Origin of the sequence: Micromonospora sp. HUAS YX12, from assembly GCF_040215685.1 — a bacterium.
GTDB lineage: Bacteria > Actinomycetota > Actinomycetes > Mycobacteriales > Micromonosporaceae > Micromonospora > Micromonospora tulbaghiae.
The window spans coordinates 1001448-1017775 of sequence record NZ_CP157974.1 but is presented as its reverse complement, the minus strand read 5'-3'; the positions used below and the strand labels follow the sequence as shown (position 1 = coordinate 1017775).

Genomic DNA, 16328 nt, shown 5'->3' with positions numbered 1-16328 from the left:
TGCAGCGGACCGCTCCGACGGCTGTTCGCCGCGCCCGTCTGTCATTCGCCTGTGAGGTCGAGCAGGACACCGGTCCGGTCGGTTCCGGCTTGATTACCGGGGGCGCGGCGGGTCTCCGGGGAGCCGAGCGCACGGGCCAGGGTTCCGTCGAAGTCGGCGATGTTGGTCGAGCCGTCCCAGACCAGCAGCACAGTGGACACGGCGTGTTCCACGGCGGAGTGCGACAGGTCGTAGTGGGCGGCGCCGCTGACCGCCGGGTGGGTGGCCCAGAGGTCGTAGCCCGTCATGAACAGGTCCAGGTCGAACTGTTTCGCCAGCGCCATCAGCTCACCCCGGCCGGTGTCGTCCACGCCGGCGAACGCCTCGTCGAGGCCGAGCAGCCGGGGTGCGTCGGGTCGGGCCGAGCCGAACAGCGCATTCGCGGCGGCGAACAGCGGCAGGTGCAGGGAGACCGACTGTTCGCCGCCGGAGAGCTGGCTGTGTCGGGCCCGGGTCAGCGCCTCCGTGCCGCCGCCGGGGCGGTGGAGGGTGAACGCGAACGTCCGCCACTGCCGGTAGTCGAGGACGTCGCCGAGCAGTTCCCGGTAGGGCCGTTCGGGCGCGGCGGCCCGCGCCGTCTTGATCCGGGCGGCGAAGTGCCGGCGCATGGTGGTGAGCTGGGCCGGCCCGAGCCGGGCCGGGTCGCGTTCGAGGAGCTTGCAGACGTCGCGTTGCTCGGCGTCGAGGTCGTCGGCGAGCCGCCAGCCGACGCCGACGGTGAGCCCGGAGGACATCCGCCGGGCGCGCATCTGGCTGTCCATCGCCGCCACCAGGTCGCGGGCCTCAATGGTCCGGTGGTGGATCTGTCGGGCGAGTTGCCCGAGCAGGGCGTCCTCCAGCACCCGCTGCTCGGAGTCGGTCAGCAGTTGCTCCTGGTCACGACGTTCACGGGCGATCCGGTCGGCGAAGTGGGCGACGGGGGTGAGGCCCTGCTCGTCGGCGACCCGGACCACGATCACCCCGTCGTCGGTGTCCCACTCGGGCCGGTGGTCGAGGCCGGCGGCGGGAAGTTGCGCCTGCAGCTCGGTCAGCGCGGTGGTGAGCCGGGTGGCGCTTTGCTTCAGCGACGTCTCGGTGGGGCTCAGCTCCCGGGTCGCGGTGAGGATCGCCTCGTGCAGGGCCGCCACCTGCGGATGCAGTTCGTCGTCCGGGGTCAGCGCCGGCCAGCGCAGGTCGGCGGGGCAGCGCAACAAACCCAGCAGGTCCGGCTGGGCGTACGGGCGCAGCCGCTGGGCGTCGTGCTGCGCCTCGGCGACGGCGGCGACCAGGGCCTGCTCGCCCAGCTCCACCCGGGTTAGCGCGGCGACCCGCCGTTCCCGGGCGGCGCCGAGTTGGTTGCGGGCCTGCTCGACGGCCTGCTCCGCCTCGATGATCGCGTCGGCCGTCCGGGCCACGTCGGCCAGCACCCGTTCCGCGTCGGCGCCCACGCTGTCGCGCAACGTCCGGTACGCCTCCGCCTTCTCCTGGTGCCGCCCGCGGGCGGTGCGTGCGGTCTCCGCCGCGGCGGTGAACCGGTCGACTGCCTCGTCGTGGCGCTGCCGGGCCTGGTCCTCCTGCTCGGCGGCACGTACGGCGGCGGTCCGCGCGCCCTCCAGGCGTACCCCTCGTTTCTCGAAGCGGCTCACCGCTTCGGCGGTGTCGTCGAGCCGGTCGACCGGCAGCGACCGCTCGGCCACGCTGCGGCGCAGCGCGGCCGCGGCGGCGGCCCGTTCGGCCAGGGACTGGTCGAGGCGGGCGGCCGCGGCCGCGCTGGCCTCCAGCCGGGCGCGCAGCGTCGCGGCGGCCCGGTCCAGTTCGCGCAGCGCGGTGTGGACCGGCGCGGGTGCCGGCAGGTGCGCGGCGGCCGCGTCCACCGCCGCCAGCAGCGCCTCGACGGACGCGCGGTCGCGGTCCACCGCGTCGAGGTCGGCGCCGATGACGGTCAGCAGCCGGTCGCACTCGGTGACCCGGGCGGCGCGGCGGGTGGCCCGGGCGGTCGCGCCGATGTACTCGCAGGAGGTCTTGGCGAAGCGGCCGGCGGCGATGCCCTGGACGTACCGGCCGTCGACGCCGATGGTGACCGGCGAGGTGTCGGGCGTGGTCACGTCGGCCAGGGCCACCGAGGTGAGCACCTCGATGATCCGCGCGGCGGACACGTCGTCCTGTTCTTCGGGGGCCAGCACGTCGGCGAGGGTGGCCCCGGCGGGCCGCCGGTGCGGCGGCAGCGGCAGCAGGTAGCCGTCGAGGTCGTCGCCGGCCAGCGCGCTCGCCGTCGTCCCGGGGTCGGGGTGCAGCCAGGCGTCCAGCAGCCCGGCCGCGTGCAGCGCCGCCTCGACGGCCGCCGCGTCCGCGCCGCTCACCCCGTCGGCGAAACGGACCAGTCGCCACAGCGGCGCGCCGGGCCGGCCGGCGCGCGTCGCCGGCCGGGTCACCGGAGCGGGTGGGGCGTCGTCGTGCTCGGCGGCGATCCGGTCCCGCTCGGCGGCCACCTCGGCCCGGCGGTCGGCCAGCGCCGCCCGCTGCGCCGCCAACGCCGCGAGTCGATCCCGCCGGTGGGTCACCGCGATGGCGGTGGCGTCGGCGTACACCTCGCGCAGGATCCGCGCGCCCGGCTCGCCGATGGTGTCCACGGCGGCGCTCAGCCCGGCGGCCAGGTCCGGGCCCGCGATGTCAGCCAGCAGCCCGGCATTGCCCTGCGCCCACTGCTCGAGCTGGGCGCGCAGCCGGGCGCGGGCCTGCGTGACGGCGTCCTCGGCGCGCCGCTCGGCCTGCTCGCCGTCGGCGACGGCGGCGGTGGCGCCGGCCGCGTCGGCGGCGGCCCGGGCGTGGTCCCGGTCGGCCTGGTCATGCCGCGCCACCTGCGCGCGGACGGCGCGCACATCGTCGCGGCGGCCGGCGGCCCGCGCGGTGATCCGGGCCGCCAGGTCGTCGAGGGCGGAGTCGTCGGCGTTCCAGGTGATCCCGGCTGCCTCGGCGTCTAGCAGGAGATCGTCGGCGAGCCGGTCGGCCGCCGTCCGCGTGTCCCGGGCCGCGACCGTCGCCCGTTCTGATTCGGTACGCCGTCGCGCCACCGCACTCTCCTCGGCGACGACGGCCTCGTCGGCCCGTCCGGCCGCCTCGGCCAGGTCGTGCACGTGCCGCTGCAGGTCGGCGAGCTGCTCGTGGGACTGGTATGCCGCCGAGGCCTTCAGACTGTCCAGGTGGGCGCGGAGCCGTCCGGGCTCGCCCTCGACGGCCCGTAGCCGCTGACCCGCCGCGGACTCCGCCTCGGCCGCCGCGCCGGCCGCGTGTCGGGCGTCGTCGAGTGCGGTCGACCGGCTGGTGACCGCGTCGCGGCGGGCGGTCAGGGCGTCGGCGGCGGCCCGCGCGTGGGTCCGCAGATAGGTGGAGTAGACCGTCAGGAACGCGGCGGTGGTGCCGTCCGCCGCCACCAGTCCTTCGAGGGTACGGGCGACCGCCTCCATGTCGTCGAAGGAGCGGGCGGCCTCCACCAGCAGGTGGTCCTCGACCGGGCGCAGCCCCCGTTGCAGCGTGCGGGACAGCTCGACCGGGTTGAGGTCCTTGGCCAGTTGCGGCTTGCGCAGGGTCAGCACCAGGTCCAGCAGTTGCTCGTAGCGGGCCGGGCCGAGGCCGAACAGCCTGTTGTCGACGAGCTGCCGGTAGTCCTCGGCCGAGTCCCGCACCGCCTCGGCGCCCAGCCGGTCGATCAGGTCGCGGCGGGTCAGTGGCCGGTCGTCGGCGTCCAGCAGGGAGAAGTCCACCCCGACCCGGCCGTCGACCACGAAGTGCCAGCGGGTGACCCGGTCGATGTGCCGGTGTGCCCGCAACCCGATGCCGACGGTCACGTACTCGTCGCCATCGCCGAACTCCATCCACACGTACGCGTGGGTGACCTCCTGCCCCCGGTAGAGCAGGTTCGACTTCATCGTCCGGTCCTCGCTGGCGAACGGGTTGAGCCGGCGCGGTTCGATCCGCCCGTCGAGGACGAACGGGAACAGCACCTCCAGCGCCTTGGTCTTGCCGGATCCGTTGGGCCCGCGCAGCACCAGCCACCCGTCGACGAAGCTGAACTCCTCGTCACGGTAGTCCCACAGGTTGATGATCCCGGCGCGGGTGGGGGCGAACCGGTGGACGGCGCGTTGCTCGATCACGATCGACTTCCCTCAGAACAGGGTTTCGGTGGAGGCGCGGGGCTTGACCGTGGCGACGGTGTGGCGGTAGCGGCCCACCAGCGGCCGGACGAGCACCCCGCCCGGCACGGCGGTGACCGCGCCGAACCGCTCCAGCAGCGCGACCGCCTCGGCGCGCAGGCGCTCCGGGTCGGCGTGCCACTGGGCGCCGAACGCGGTCCCGTACCGCTGGAGGATCTCTCCGACGGCGGTACGCAGGAAGCTGTCGGTGATGAACGGCAACCGGCCGGCGCTGTCGGTCTCGTCGAGGCCGCTCTCGCCTTCGACAGTCCAGTGCTCGTCCGAGCCGGCGTCGTCGAGGCGTATCAGGGTGGCCGTGGGCAGGCCGGTGTCGATGTGGCTCGCCAGCGCCTGCTGCCGGGCCCGCCCGTCGGGCGGGGTCAGCCGCTTGACCCGGCGGCCGTCGGGGTCCGCCACCCGGTCGGCCATCTCCACCGCCAGCAGCACCGCGGCCTGCGCCACCGAGCCGGTGCCCGGGAACCGCTCCGCGGTGAAGCCGGCGGTGTCCACCAGCAGCACGCCCTCGGCCCGCCGTTCCACCCGCAGCCCGGTCAGCCGGGCCAGGTCGGTGGCGAGCGCGGAGCCGCGCAGATGGTTGGCGACCGCCGGCTCGACGTCGGTGTGGTAGACGACCGGTAATTCCACCACCGCCCGCCGGGCCGCCTGGGCCGCCTGCCGGCGCTCGGCGTTGCCGCTGCTGCTCATCGCCCGATCGAGCATCGCCGACACCGAGTCGATGTGCTGCAGCACCCGGGTCGGGCGGAACAGCGCGAACACCACGTCCCGCGCCACGTCGTACAACGCCTCACCCGCCCCGGGGTCACTGGCCCAGGCGGCGCTGGAGCCGTCGGCCAGCCGCAGCACGCCCCGCTCCTCCAGCCAGCCGACCGCGTCCACGAACGCCCGTCGGTCCGGGCCGTGGTCCGGATCCAGCCCGAGGCCGGTGATCCGGTTCGCGTCGCCGGCCACCGAGTCGGCCAACTCGCTGAGGGTGATCTGGATCCCGGCGCGGCCCAGCACCGCCAGGCACAACGACAGGTACGCGTAGCGCTGCCGGTCGAACGGTCGCCCGGTGCGCGACACCGCCGGTTGGGTGCCGTCGAGCTGGTCCTTCGCCCGTACCAGCCGGGCCGTGGAACCGTGCAGCTCCAGGCGGTATCCGAACGCCTCGGCGAGATCCCGACGCAGGGTGGCGGCGAACCGTCGTAGCCGGGGCAGCGCCCGCTCGTCGGGCCAGGTCGCCGTGATCAGCGGGTGGCGCAGAATCAGCCGAACCGCCCGCTGGTAGTCCGCCAACTCCAGCTCCGGGACATCGACGGCGAACCGGTGGACCGCCGGCCGGAGCGCGCTCGGTTCCGCGGTCACGCCGGCACCAGCTCGGGACGGCGGACCGCGGTGTGCTGGGCAGCGGTGACCGTCAGCGTGTACCCGTCCAGATGCAACTGGCCCTCGGCGGTGCGCACCGTGGTGAACCGGCCCGGCGTCGGGGTGAGGGTGAGCCGCACGCCGTGCGCGGCGGCTGCCAGCGGCACCCCCGTTCGGCCACCCACCCGGGCCGCCAGTGCGATGTCGAGCAGGCGCAGCAGGACCTGGGTCTGCGATCCGTCCAACTGGTGACCGTCCACGCCCTCGGCGGCCAGCGCCGTCGCCGCGTCGGCCAACCGGCGCTCTCGGGCGAGCTGGTCGCCGCGCAGCCGGTGCCGCCGGTCGTCGACCCGGTCCAGCCGGGCCGGCCGTCCCCGACCCTGCCCCGGTGCCCGGCCGGTGGTCACCAGGGTGCGGGACAGCTCCACCGCCGGCGCCTCCCACCACGACAACCGGCCGGCGATCGCCTCCGGATCCGGGTGCGCCACCCCGGCGTGGCGCGGAGCGCCGAGGCCGAACACGACGTCGAACAGGGCGTGCGCGGCCTCCTGGGTGCCGGTGTGGGTGAACCACGCAGCCAGGTGCCGCAACTGCGACTCCCGGCTGACCCCGCCGCGTCGCGCCTCGGTGACCCGGCGCAGCAGAGCCAGAACGTCACCGATCGCGGCGATGGTGGCGTCCGACAATCGGTCCGCCTCGCTGGGCTGCTCCGGGCCCGGCGGCGCCAACCAGGACCGCAGCCCCGCCCAGCGCCGCCGCCAGTCCTCCAGCCGCTGCACCGGGGTGTGGAACAGCCGCTCGTCGGCCTCGGCGGCCGCCTCGATCAGCCGCTCCAGCCCGGTCGCCTCCACCTCGTGCACCGCCGCGCGCAGCCGGGGCGTGTACCGCTGTAACTCGTCGTGGAAGTCGCGTAGGTGAGCCAGCAGGGCGTCCTTGTGGGCGAGGAACACCTCCGGCCGTATGTCGTTGGTCCGTCCCAGGTCACCCAGCATGTGGTAGAAGCGGGCGGCCCGCTCGGCGATGTCGGCCAACGCCCGGTCCAACCGGTTGAACTTTCGGTAGACCTCTTCCGCGTCCCCGGCCTCGTTGGCCGCGGCGAGCGCGTTCAGGTCCGCCAGCAGGTCGGCGAAGACCAGCCGGGACAACGTCGAGTCGTCCATGCTCGCCGACAACACCGCCTCCACCGCCCGGTGGGCCCGGTAGCCGGCCTCGGTGAACTGGTACACCGAGTGCCGGTTGCGGTATTCCGCCAGCGTCGTGGCCCGGGAACCGTCCTGTCCCCGGTCGAGCACCCCCCACTCCACCAGGGCGTCGAGCAGCCGCGGCAACTCCAGCCCGGCCGGATCCGGGCAGTCGGCGTCCGCCTCGTGCAGCGTCGCCAGCGCGGCGGCCACGTCGGAGGTGTGCAGCACCACGTGGTAGCTGGACCGTGCCGAGTCGAACGCCCGCAGCAGCCACAGATAGGCGAACCGGTTCTCCGCCGTCACGTAACCGAACAGCCGCATCCGGTCGTCCAGCCCGAAGTCGTCGAGGCCGAACGTGGGCCTGGATGGCTGCGCGGTCATCGTTCTCCTCACGGGACGCGAACGGCTACCCACCCTACCCACCCGGTCTCGAAGGGCGGTGAGAACAGGCTGGCCATGTATGCGAGCTGGCCGGCTGTACCTTTTTGCGCTCCAAGTGGGCCTGTTCTCGCGCCGCACGGCGTACACGTGGGCCCGGAACCGGTCGGCGAACAACGCCAGCTTGTCCCGAGTCGGCGAAGCCATGGTGACCAGCCCCGGCGGTTCCAGCGGTGCGGACAACTGCTCCGGCGCCGCAGTCGTGTCCTGGCCGCGCAACTCCAGCAGACGTCCCAGCCGGGCGTTCTCCGCCCGTAACCGCTCCACCTCCCGCCGAAGATCGACGAACTCGGCCACCGAACCCATGCCGACCATCCTCGCGCATCAGGCTCCGAACACCCCGACACCGGTCCGCTATCCTCCGCCGATGGCATCGAAGGGCAGCGCCGCGCTGGAGGCGATGATCGAGGAAGCCACGGTCGACACGGACGATTACGACGATGAGCGCGCCGGCCTGTTCAACATGATCGAGGAGCATCTGGCGGTGCCGTTCACCACCACCGTCCTCGGCGTCGAGGTCACCGTGCGCAAGATCGAACTGACCGTGGACAGCATCGTCGCGCTCTGCACCCGAGGCCGCCACCGGCAGCGGGTCGGCCTTCTCGACCTTCCGCTACCCACCCCGCCGCCGTACGGCGCCGCGTGGATCGACGCCTACCGGCACTGGGCCGGAACGTAGACCGCGATGAGCGAGTACCAGTACTACGAGTTCACCGCCGTCGACCGGCCCCTCACCGGCCGGGAGCGGGCCGAGCTGCGGTCGCTGTCCACCCGGGCCGACATCACCGCCACCAGCTTCGTCAACACCTACGAGTGGGGCAACTTCAAGGGCGACCCGCGCACGCTGATGGAACGGTACTTCGACGCGCACCTGTACCTGGCCAACTGGGGCACCCACCAGCTCATGCTCCGGCTACCGAAACACGTGCTCGACCCCGCCACCGTCGCCCAGTACTGCCAGGGCGACAGCGCATCCGCGTGGACCGCCGGCGAGCACGTCATCATCGACCTCCACGACGAGGACGAGGACGGCACCGACGAGTGGGACCTCGACGGCCACGGCCTGCTCACCTCCATCATCCCGGTCCGGGCCGACCTCTCTGCCGGCGACCTGCGCCTGCTCTACCTCGCCTGGCTGCGCTGCGTACAGTCCGAGGACATCGCCGACGACGAGCCCGAACCGCCCGTCCCCGCCGGGCTGGACACCCTCGACGCGCCCCTCACCGCCGTCGCCGAGTTCCTGCGCATCGACCCCGACCTGATCGCGGCCGCGGCGGCTGGGTCGTCGCCGGCCGCCTTCGGCGAACCGACCGCCGCACAACTACGGAAGTGGGTCGTCGGGCTACAAGCCCGGGACAAGGACGCCATCCTGACCGACCTAATCACCAGCGGCGAAAGCCACCTGCGCAACCGACTGCTGCGCCGCTACCGCGACGCGCATCCCGTCGACGCGTCTACGCCGACGGCCGTCCGTACTGCCGGTCAACTGCTCGCAGCCGCTGCGGACCTGCGCGCCGTGCGGGAACGACGGGATGCCGAGTTGCGCGAACACGACCGGGTCCGCCGGGAACGCTCCGCCGCAGCCGCCCGGCAACGGCACCTCGACACCCTCGCAGTCGACCAACCCACCGCCTGGCAACGGGTCAACGAACTCATCGCCACAAAGAAACCCCGCGAATACGACACCGCCGTACAACTCCTCGTCGACCTGCGCGACCTCGGCGAACGCGACGGAGACAGCGCATCGTTCCAACACCGGCTGGCCGAGCTGCGGGCGGCGCACGCCCGCAAGCCCAGCCTGCTCGAACGCCTCAACCTCGCAGGCCTCGACACCTGACGCCTGGTCCGCCGCCCGGTGGACTGGCCACCATCGTCTTCACGCGCTGCAGCTCTCGCGCCGGCGCCACGACCTCGGACGTTGACCGTCGGCCTGCAACAGGGCCGGCGTGGGCGGCCATAGTGTGGTGTGAGGCATCAGCTACGGCCGTCGGACGAGGAACTGTGGTCTTCGATCGCCGCCGGTGACGAGGCGGCGTTCGGTCGGCTCTTCGACCGGTACTCCCGCCCGGTCTACAACCACGCGTTCCGGCTGACCGGGTCGTGGCCGACGGCTGAGGACGTCACTCAGGCGACGTTCCTCGTCGCGTGGCGCCGCCGGCACGACGCCCGACTCGTGGACGGATCGGCGCTGCCGTGGCTGCTGGTCGTCGCCACGAACGCGGTCCGCTCCGAGTGGCGGTCGGCGCGCCGGTGGCTGGCGCTGCTACGGCGTCTACCGGGAGAGCGGTACGCCGATGGTGACCTCGCCGAGGACGTCTCTGCGCGGCTCGACGACGAAAGGCGGATGGCCGAGGTCCTCTCGGTGGTCCGCGGGTTGCCGCCGGCTGAGCGGGAGGCGGTGGCGTTGTGCCTGTGGTCCGGAGTGTCGTACCCGGACGCGGCAGCCGTGTTGGGCATCAGCGAGGTGGCGGTGCGGTCGAGAGTGAGCCGTGCGCGCAGCCGCCTGGCCCGTCTGATGCCGCAGGAGATCCAGGAGGGGAAACGGTGAACGACATTCTCGACCCGCCCGCGGAACGGGACCTGCCGCCAGAGGCGGCGCACGCGATGCGGGCCCAAATTCTCGGCTTCGTGAACCCGCCTCCTGCGCGTACCCCACGACTGCGGATCGCTATGGCTGCGGCGGTGCTGCTGGCCGCGGCGTCCGGTGCCGTAGCGGTGGTGTGGGACCGGCCGGACCGATCGACCGTACAGGTGCTGGCCATGGGGCCCGGGGAGCTGTCGCCGACGCTGCAGAAAGCGGCCGAGCGGTGCCTGCAGTGGAACTCCCCGCAACGACAGACCCGCCAGGCACCAGGGGAGCGACCCGTCCCGGTGTCCTTGGCCGACCTCGCGGTGGCCACCGAGCGAGGTGACCGCGCGCTGGTGTTGTTCATGAACGACGTCGGCTACGCCACCTGCGACGTGGACGGGGCGGGAACACCCCGGGAGTCCGGCGGGGGCGCCACTGAGCCGTGGCCGCACGGTGACCTGCTGCCCGGGCCGGTGCAGCGGCTGTTGCTGACCTCCACCGAGTTCGACGGCGGGGACGTCAGCGTCAGCGGCCGGGTCAGCAGCCGCGTCCACCGGCTCGTGCTCGACCACGGCGACGGGCGCAGCACAACAGCTCGGCTCTCCGGGGGAGCGTTCGGCCTGATGACCAACGACGCCCGACTCAAGGCCGGCAACGACCCTGAACTGATTAGCTACGACGCCCACGGCACGGAGATCGACAGGCGTCCGCTGTTCCAGGCCGAAGACCAACTCGAGCACTGCTACGCGGACCCGGACGGGAAGCGGATCTACGGCAAACCGACCAGCGACTGCCGTCCCGCCGAGACGTGGGGGCGTTAGCCATGATCGGAGGCTGCCCGCTGCCCGGGGCGTGGGTCGTCACTCGCGGGTCAGCCCCGGTGGCAGCGCGTCCTCGCCAGGTCGGACCTGGCGGGCACTGGCCACCGGGTCATGTTCCAGGGTGTGGATCAGTGGTGCCGGGCCGCCGACGCAGGTCCAGGTGTCGTCCCAGAGAGCGGAGACCAGCCATGACCGGTCGGCGGGGAAGAACATGTCCGGCAGCGCGCCGTGCGGGTGGCGGATATGACCACCGGTCCGCCAGGTGAGGGCCTGTTCGGGGCCGGCCTGGACCAGCACGTACGGCCAGTTCCAGTAGAGGAACACCCTCGGGGCGTGGGGGAAGACGACGTCGTGGGCGCCGGTGTCGAGGTAGGCCAGCCACCACGCCTGGTCGGGGGTATGCGTGGTGAGCTCCTCGATCAGGGCCTGCTCGTAGGCGGCGGCGGTGACGTCGTCGGTCTGGTACGTGGTGGCGTAGGCGTCGAAGATCGGCGGGATGGCGGTGGTGATCGAGACGCCGGCAGTGGTGTGCCCGGCGATCCAACCCACGTCGGCGGCAGTGCCGACGCACCAGCCCCGCCCGTCCTTGGTGACCTGCACATCGCTATTCAAGCCGCTGCGGCGACGGTTGGCGTGGCAATCGGGCCGGTCGCGGAGCGGCGGCCGGCGACCAGCCGTCGTGGGCCACGATGCCCAACGCCTGCCCCGCGCTCGGTGGAGCGCTGATGCTCGCAGGTCCCGCACATCGTGTCCGGGGTGCCGGCCGGCGACGGCGGCAGGCTCAGGGGTTGCCGCGCCCGCGGAGTCCGAGGGCGGGGATGGCTGAAGTGTGTTCCGCCGTGATCGTGGCTGAGCCTCGAGGTGCCACCCACTTCTCGCTCCGCGGGCGGGCCGGGTTGAACGGGCGCGGCCCTGGCGGGCCGTAGACCCGGAGATGCCCGAGAGCGGTGGGTATGGCTGCGTGTGCTTCGTGGAGATCGCTTGGCTCACGGTAGGAGATGCCACCCGCCGCTTCGTCGTCTGTGAGATTCGGTAGACCGCTGATGGAGATCCGCGACCTGCGTTCGCATCGCTAGAAGATGCCGGCAAACCCGAACCCCAGACGAGGCGCATTCGAGAAAAAGCCGACCGACGAAGGAGAGCACGACGGTGGCGAAGCTGTGGATCGGCGTGGACATCGGCAAGACCCACCACCACGTCGCCGCTGTCGACGGTGACGGCCGGCTCGTCTACTCCCGCCGAGTAGCCAACGACGAGACCGCGCTCCTGACAGTGATGGCCGAGGTGTCAACGCACGGCCGTGGGGTCTGCTGGGCGGTCGACGTCACGACCGGCCTGTCGGCGCTGCTGCTGACCTTGCTGTGGCGGCGGCAGGTGCAGGTTCGTTACGTCTCCGGCACCGTCGCGTTCCACATGGCCGCCGCGTTCGCCGGAGAGAACAAGACCGACGCCCGCGACGCGGTCGTCATCGCCCAGACCATCCGCCTGCGCCCCGACATCCCGATCCTGGAACCCTCCGACCGGCTCCTCGCCGAACTCACCGTGCTCACGAGCTACCGCGCCGACCTCGTCGGCCAGCGCGTCGCCACCCTGTTCCGGCTGCAGGAACTCCTCACCGGCATCAGCCCCGCCCTGGAACGCGCTGTGGACCTGAACCGGAAGGCCCCGATGATGGTCCTCGCCTGTTGGCAGACCCCGGCCGCAATCCGGCACGCCGGCGTCGACCGGATCACCGCCCTACTCCGACGCGGTCACGTGACAAACGCCGTCCAGGTCGCCGAGGCGATGGTGGCCGCCGCCCGCCAGCAGACCGTCACGCTCCCCGGCCCAACGTGCCGCGGCCGTGGTGGTGGGGCAGATGGCCACCGAGATCCTCGCCATCGACCAACGCATCGCCGCCGTCGACGACCTCATCGCCGAACAGCTCGACCAGCACCCCCTCGCGCCGATCATCGGGAGCCTGCCCGGCATGGGCCCACTACTGACCGCCGAATTGCTCGTCCACACCGCCGGCATGACCGAGTACGCCAGCCCCGCGAAACTCGCCGCCCACGCCGGCCTGGCACCCGTCTCCCGCGACTCCGGAACGATGTCCGGCAATCACCGTCAGCCCCGCCGCTACCACCGAAGACTGCGACACATCCTGTGGATGGCCGCTTTCACCGCCGCCCGAGAATGCCCCACCTCCCGCGCCTACTACGAGAAGAAACGCGCCGAAGGCAAGAACCACCGCCAAGCCATACTCGCCCTCGCCCGGCGACGCGTCGACGTCCTCTGGGCACTCATCCGCGACCGCAAGACATTCACTCGACCGGCACCGGTGATCCGCGCGGCAGCCTGAACCAATCGGCTCCCCGCCGGCGCGAGCCCACGCGCCGGCCGATCCACCCTGCCCGCCAAGATCACCCGGAGTCACATGGAGACTCCTAACCCGACGCTCCGCCTGCGTCCTCAGGCTGATGACCTGCACTTTCTTGTTTCCCGCCATTGCGTGCCGGTCGCTGTGCTGCCCTGCTGCGATCGCTTGCTGAAGGTCAGCTGAAGCGTTGCGGCTGCTGCGTGTACAGGCTCATCGCTTCTTGCGATGACCCTTCCGTAGGGCCGACTCGGCTTCCTGGCGTCGACGGATGGCAGCCTCGTCGCGCGGAGGAACAATGGCCACGTCCCGCTGGCTCATCGGGCGACATCCGCCTGGGTCTCCGGTCCCACCAGGCGCAGGGCGCGTGAGATGAGCCGGCTCATGCCGTCGATCGTGACGAAGTCGGGGTCGATGAACGCTTCGTCATCGAGCACCACGCCGAAATCCTGCTCAAGGTAGGTGATCAGGTGCAGGAGGCCAAGCGAGTCGAGGTAGCCGGCGCTGAAAAGATCCACTTGGCGGTCGAAGTCGGAGTCGCTGGGTGCGACCCTCCCCTCGTGCCGGATGAATCGTTCGAGGCGGTCGGCGACCGCGGGATCGGGATCGGTCTCGCTGCTCATGTCAGGCTCTCCCCTGGATTGAACCGGCATCGGCGGCATCGGCGGCGGGATGCGCCTGGCGCAGCCGTTCGGTGGCCACCGCGAGGCGCTCGCCATCGACGTTGAGGGCGAGCCGGAACCATCCCGGCTCATGGAAGATCGAGGACGGCATCACCAGCAGACCGCGGTCTGCGAGGCGGTGAACGAAGGTCCAGTCGTCGAGCCCGGCCGGACAGCGGACATAGACAAACGAGGTGGCGCGCCCCGCGGTGACCTCGTACCCCATGCGCGACAGCAGGCTTCTGACCCGGTACTGGTCGGTGCCGAGTGTCCGGTTGTCCGGCTCCAGGTCGACGGTCTGCAAAACGAGCTGTTGCATGAGGGCAGTGGGTGCGCAGAATGCCGTCGCGCGCAGCGCACGGTCCAGAGAGCGGAGCAGCATCGGGTCGCGGAGGCCGGGGCCGAGCGCCAGGTAACCGGTGCGCTGTCCCTGCAACGACCAGCTCTTGCCGAAGGAGTACACGCTCACCGTGTCGGGGTGGTAGCTGACCGGCAGGGGGATGTTCGGATCGTCGTCCCAGACCTGGTCGCGGTGCACCTCGTCGCTGACGAGCACGATCCGGCGCCCGGCCCGGTCGGCGGCGGCGCGCAGCAGCCGCGCCAGCTCGGCCAGTTCAGCGGCGTCGTGCACCACGCCCGTCGGACACACGGGCTGGCTCAGCACGATGCCCGCCGGCGGATCGTGAAGGGTGTCGGCTAGCGCATCGAGATCGAGCCGCTTGTCCGGCCCCGACGGGATCCCCGTCAGACGTAGGCCAAGTCGATTGGCGTACAGCGGGTAGTCCATCCAGCAGGGCACCACCATCGCGATGCGGTCACCTGGCCGGAACAACGTGGAGAGTGTGACGGTCAGCGCGGCGGTCGCCCCGGGAGTGAGGGCGACGTCCCGGTGACCAAACGGGACCCCGGTACGTCTGCGAACTGCGGCGGCCACCCGTCGGCGTACCACGGTGCCGCCTCCGAACGGCGTGTACTGGAGGTCGGCCGCCTGCAGGGTGGCCGTCAGTTCCGTGAGTGCCGCGTACGGCCGGAGGTCACGGTCGGCCCGCGGGTTCGGGTACGACAGGTCGATGAGCCGCGTGCCGGCCCTGCGCACCGTGGTCTCGTGAAGCTGCGCGAACCGCTCGAGTGGGGCGCAGAGTTCGGCTTCAGGGTCAGTCACGCGGCACCGCCTCCTCGGCGGCGATCCGGGCCCTGATCGCGGTGCGGTCGATCTTGCCGGAGGACGTGCGCGGCACGTCGTCGAGAATGACGATGCGGGACGGGATCTGGTATGCGGGCATCGTCGCGCTGCAGTGCTCCAGGACGTGGCGCTCATCGCATGAGCCGGGCGTGGCCGGTACGATCGCTGCCACGATGGTTCGCTCGCCGTCGCCTGCCGGCAAGGGGAAGACGATGGCGGCCGTGATCGCCTCGGAGGCTGTCAGGGCCCCCTCGATCTCGGTCGGGTTCACCCGGTAGCCGCGGGACTTGAACTGCTCGTCGCGCCGGCCGACGTAGTAGATCAGGCCCTGTTCGTCATGGCGCACGTAGTCACCCGAGTAGACGACGCGTTCCCCTGCCGGCCGGTCGGCGCCCGGTGGCCAGGGACGGAAGACCGCGGCGGTGGCCACCGGGTCGTTCCAATAGCCGGCAGCCACGGTCGGACCTCGGTGCACCAGTTCGCCGACGTGCCCAGGAGGGCAGGGCTGGCCGTCCTTGTCGAGCACCATCACCTGGCACTCGGGTATCGCCTTGCCGATCGAGTCCGGTCGAAGGTCAACCAGGTGCGGAGGCAGGTAGGTCGAGCGGAATGCCTCGGTCAGTCCGTACATGAGGTAGACGGCGGTACCGGGATGCGCCGCGCGGATCCGCCGGATCGTCGCTGGCCGCAGGGCTCCACCGGTGTTGGTGACGTAACGCAGCTGCGGCAGGTCGAGTGAGAGGAAGAGAGAGGGGCGGCCAACGAGGGCCTCCCAGAACGGCGGCACCCCGGCGAGGCCGGTGGCCTCGTGCGCGACGAGTTGGCGGCACACGTCCGGTGGGTACGGGGAACCGCCGATGATCACGCTGCCGCCGGCCCAGAAGGTCGCCAACACCTGGTTCAGCCCGGCGTCGAAACTCCAGGGCAGGACGGACAGGGTCCGGTCCTGCGGGCCGAGATCCAGGTATTGGGCGACGATCCTCGCTCCGGCGAGGAGATTGCCGTGGGTCACCATCACGCCCTTGGGGGCGCCGGTGGAGCCCGAGGTGTAGATAAGACCGGCGAGGTCGGCAGGGGCGTCCGCCGCGTCATCGCTGGTGGTGCCGGTTTCGGTCGTTCCGGGCAGCGGGTGCCCGGAGCCGATGTCGACCGGCAGCACCCCGCCCAGGTCGGAGTCGTCCATGAGGCTGCGCAGCCGTTTCGTCGTGACGAGTACCCGGGCGCCGCTGTGCCGAAGGATATGGGACACCTGACGGGATCTCAGCGAGTCGTTGACCAGCACAGCGACGGCGTCGCACTGGAGGGCACCGAAATACCATGCAATGGCTTCCATGGAATTTCTCGCAAAAATTGCAACCCGATCACCGATCTTGACGCCGTGGTTGCGAAGTAATGACGCGTGGTGCTCGGCAATCTCCGCCAGCTCGCGGTACGTCACGCGTCGGTCGCCCTGGATCACGGCGGCCGACGCGGCGCCGGGGCCGCCGGCGCGCTGGGCCACCAACTCGGGCACCGTCAGCGGAAGTGCGAGGTTCGGCATGC

12 protein-coding genes and 1 pseudogene are annotated in these 16328 nt (G+C 71.8%); 6 read left to right on the top strand and 7 right to left on the bottom strand.

The window, feature by feature from the left end:
* Positions 1–41: 41 nt before the first annotated feature.
* Genes ABIH81_RS05015 through ABIH81_RS05005 form a run of 3 tightly spaced genes read right to left on the bottom strand, consistent with a single transcriptional unit; the run spans position 42 to position 7138 of the window.
* Positions 42–4169 carry a TIGR02680 family protein gene (locus ABIH81_RS05015; protein ID WP_349879231.1) on the bottom strand — a complete coding sequence of 1376 codons (4128 nt, stop codon included), beginning with the start codon at positions 4167–4169 and terminating at the stop codon, positions 42–44.
* A 12-nt stretch (positions 4170–4181) separates the two neighbouring features.
* Positions 4182–5573 (bottom strand): DUF2398 family protein, encoded by a 1392-nt coding sequence (locus ABIH81_RS05010; protein WP_349879230.1) that lies wholly within the window; start codon positions 5571–5573, stop codon positions 4182–4184.
* Complete coding sequence (locus ABIH81_RS05005) at positions 5570–7138, bottom strand: TIGR02677 family protein (RefSeq protein ID WP_349879229.1); 1569 nt, start codon at positions 7136–7138, stop codon at positions 5570–5572. Before ABIH81_RS05005 ends, ABIH81_RS05010 begins: the two co-directional genes overlap by 4 nt.
* A gap of 361 nt (positions 7139–7499) precedes the next feature.
* On the opposite strand from ABIH81_RS05005, the gene ABIH81_RS05000 reads away from it, so the two are divergent.
* The 4 genes from ABIH81_RS05000 (at position 7500) to ABIH81_RS04985 (ending at position 10585) form a co-directional block, all read left to right on the top strand.
* Complete coding sequence (locus tag ABIH81_RS05000) at positions 7500–7874, top strand: hypothetical protein (RefSeq protein ID WP_349881011.1); 375 nt, start codon at positions 7500–7502, stop codon at positions 7872–7874.
* Between the two features lie 6 nt (positions 7875–7880).
* Positions 7881–9032, top strand: a complete 1152-nt coding sequence (locus ABIH81_RS04995; protein WP_349879228.1) for a hypothetical protein — start codon at positions 7881–7883, stop codon at positions 9030–9032.
* A 129-nt stretch (positions 9033–9161) separates the two neighbouring features.
* On the top strand, positions 9162–9743 hold the full coding sequence (locus tag ABIH81_RS04990; protein WP_349879227.1) for an RNA polymerase sigma factor: 582 nt from the start codon (positions 9162–9164) through the stop codon (positions 9741–9743).
* Complete coding sequence (locus tag ABIH81_RS04985) at positions 9740–10585, top strand: hypothetical protein (protein ID WP_349879226.1); 846 nt, start codon at positions 9740–9742, stop codon at positions 10583–10585. Before ABIH81_RS04990 ends, ABIH81_RS04985 begins: the two co-directional genes overlap by 4 nt.
* Before the next feature lie 39 nt (positions 10586–10624).
* Here the strand turns inward: ABIH81_RS04985 and ABIH81_RS04980 are convergent, their stop codons facing one another.
* The gene (locus tag ABIH81_RS04980) at positions 10625–11185 is read right to left on the bottom strand and encodes a hypothetical protein (protein ID WP_349879225.1); all 561 of its coding nucleotides are present in this window, start codon (positions 11183–11185) and stop codon (positions 10625–10627) included.
* Between the two features lie 549 nt (positions 11186–11734).
* Between ABIH81_RS04980 and ABIH81_RS04975 the strand changes: the two are divergent.
* Positions 11735–12154: pseudogene (locus ABIH81_RS04975) on the top strand (IS110 family transposase); the annotation flags it as partial.
* 289 nt (positions 12155–12443) lie between these two features.
* Positions 12444–12926, top strand: a complete 483-nt coding sequence (locus ABIH81_RS04970) for a transposase (protein WP_349879224.1) — start codon at positions 12444–12446, stop codon at positions 12924–12926.
* 332 nt (positions 12927–13258) lie between these two features.
* On the opposite strand, the gene ABIH81_RS04965 is transcribed toward ABIH81_RS04970, so the two are convergent.
* The 3 genes from ABIH81_RS04965 to ABIH81_RS04955 are packed head-to-tail and all read right to left on the bottom strand — an operon-like array spanning position 13259 to position 16326.
* Positions 13259–13564, bottom strand: a complete 306-nt coding sequence (locus tag ABIH81_RS04965; protein WP_349879223.1) for an acyl carrier protein — start codon at positions 13562–13564, stop codon at positions 13259–13261.
* Position 13565: 1 nt separating this feature from the next.
* Entirely contained in the window at positions 13566–14765 is a 1200-nt protein-coding gene (locus ABIH81_RS04960) for an aminotransferase class I/II-fold pyridoxal phosphate-dependent enzyme (protein ID WP_349879222.1), read from the bottom strand.
* Positions 14758–16326, bottom strand: coding sequence for an AMP-binding protein (locus ABIH81_RS04955; protein WP_349879221.1), 1569 nt, complete (start codon positions 16324–16326; stop codon positions 14758–14760). The genes ABIH81_RS04960 and ABIH81_RS04955 overlap by 8 nt, the downstream gene beginning before the upstream one ends.
* Positions 16327–16328 lie beyond the last annotated feature (2 nt).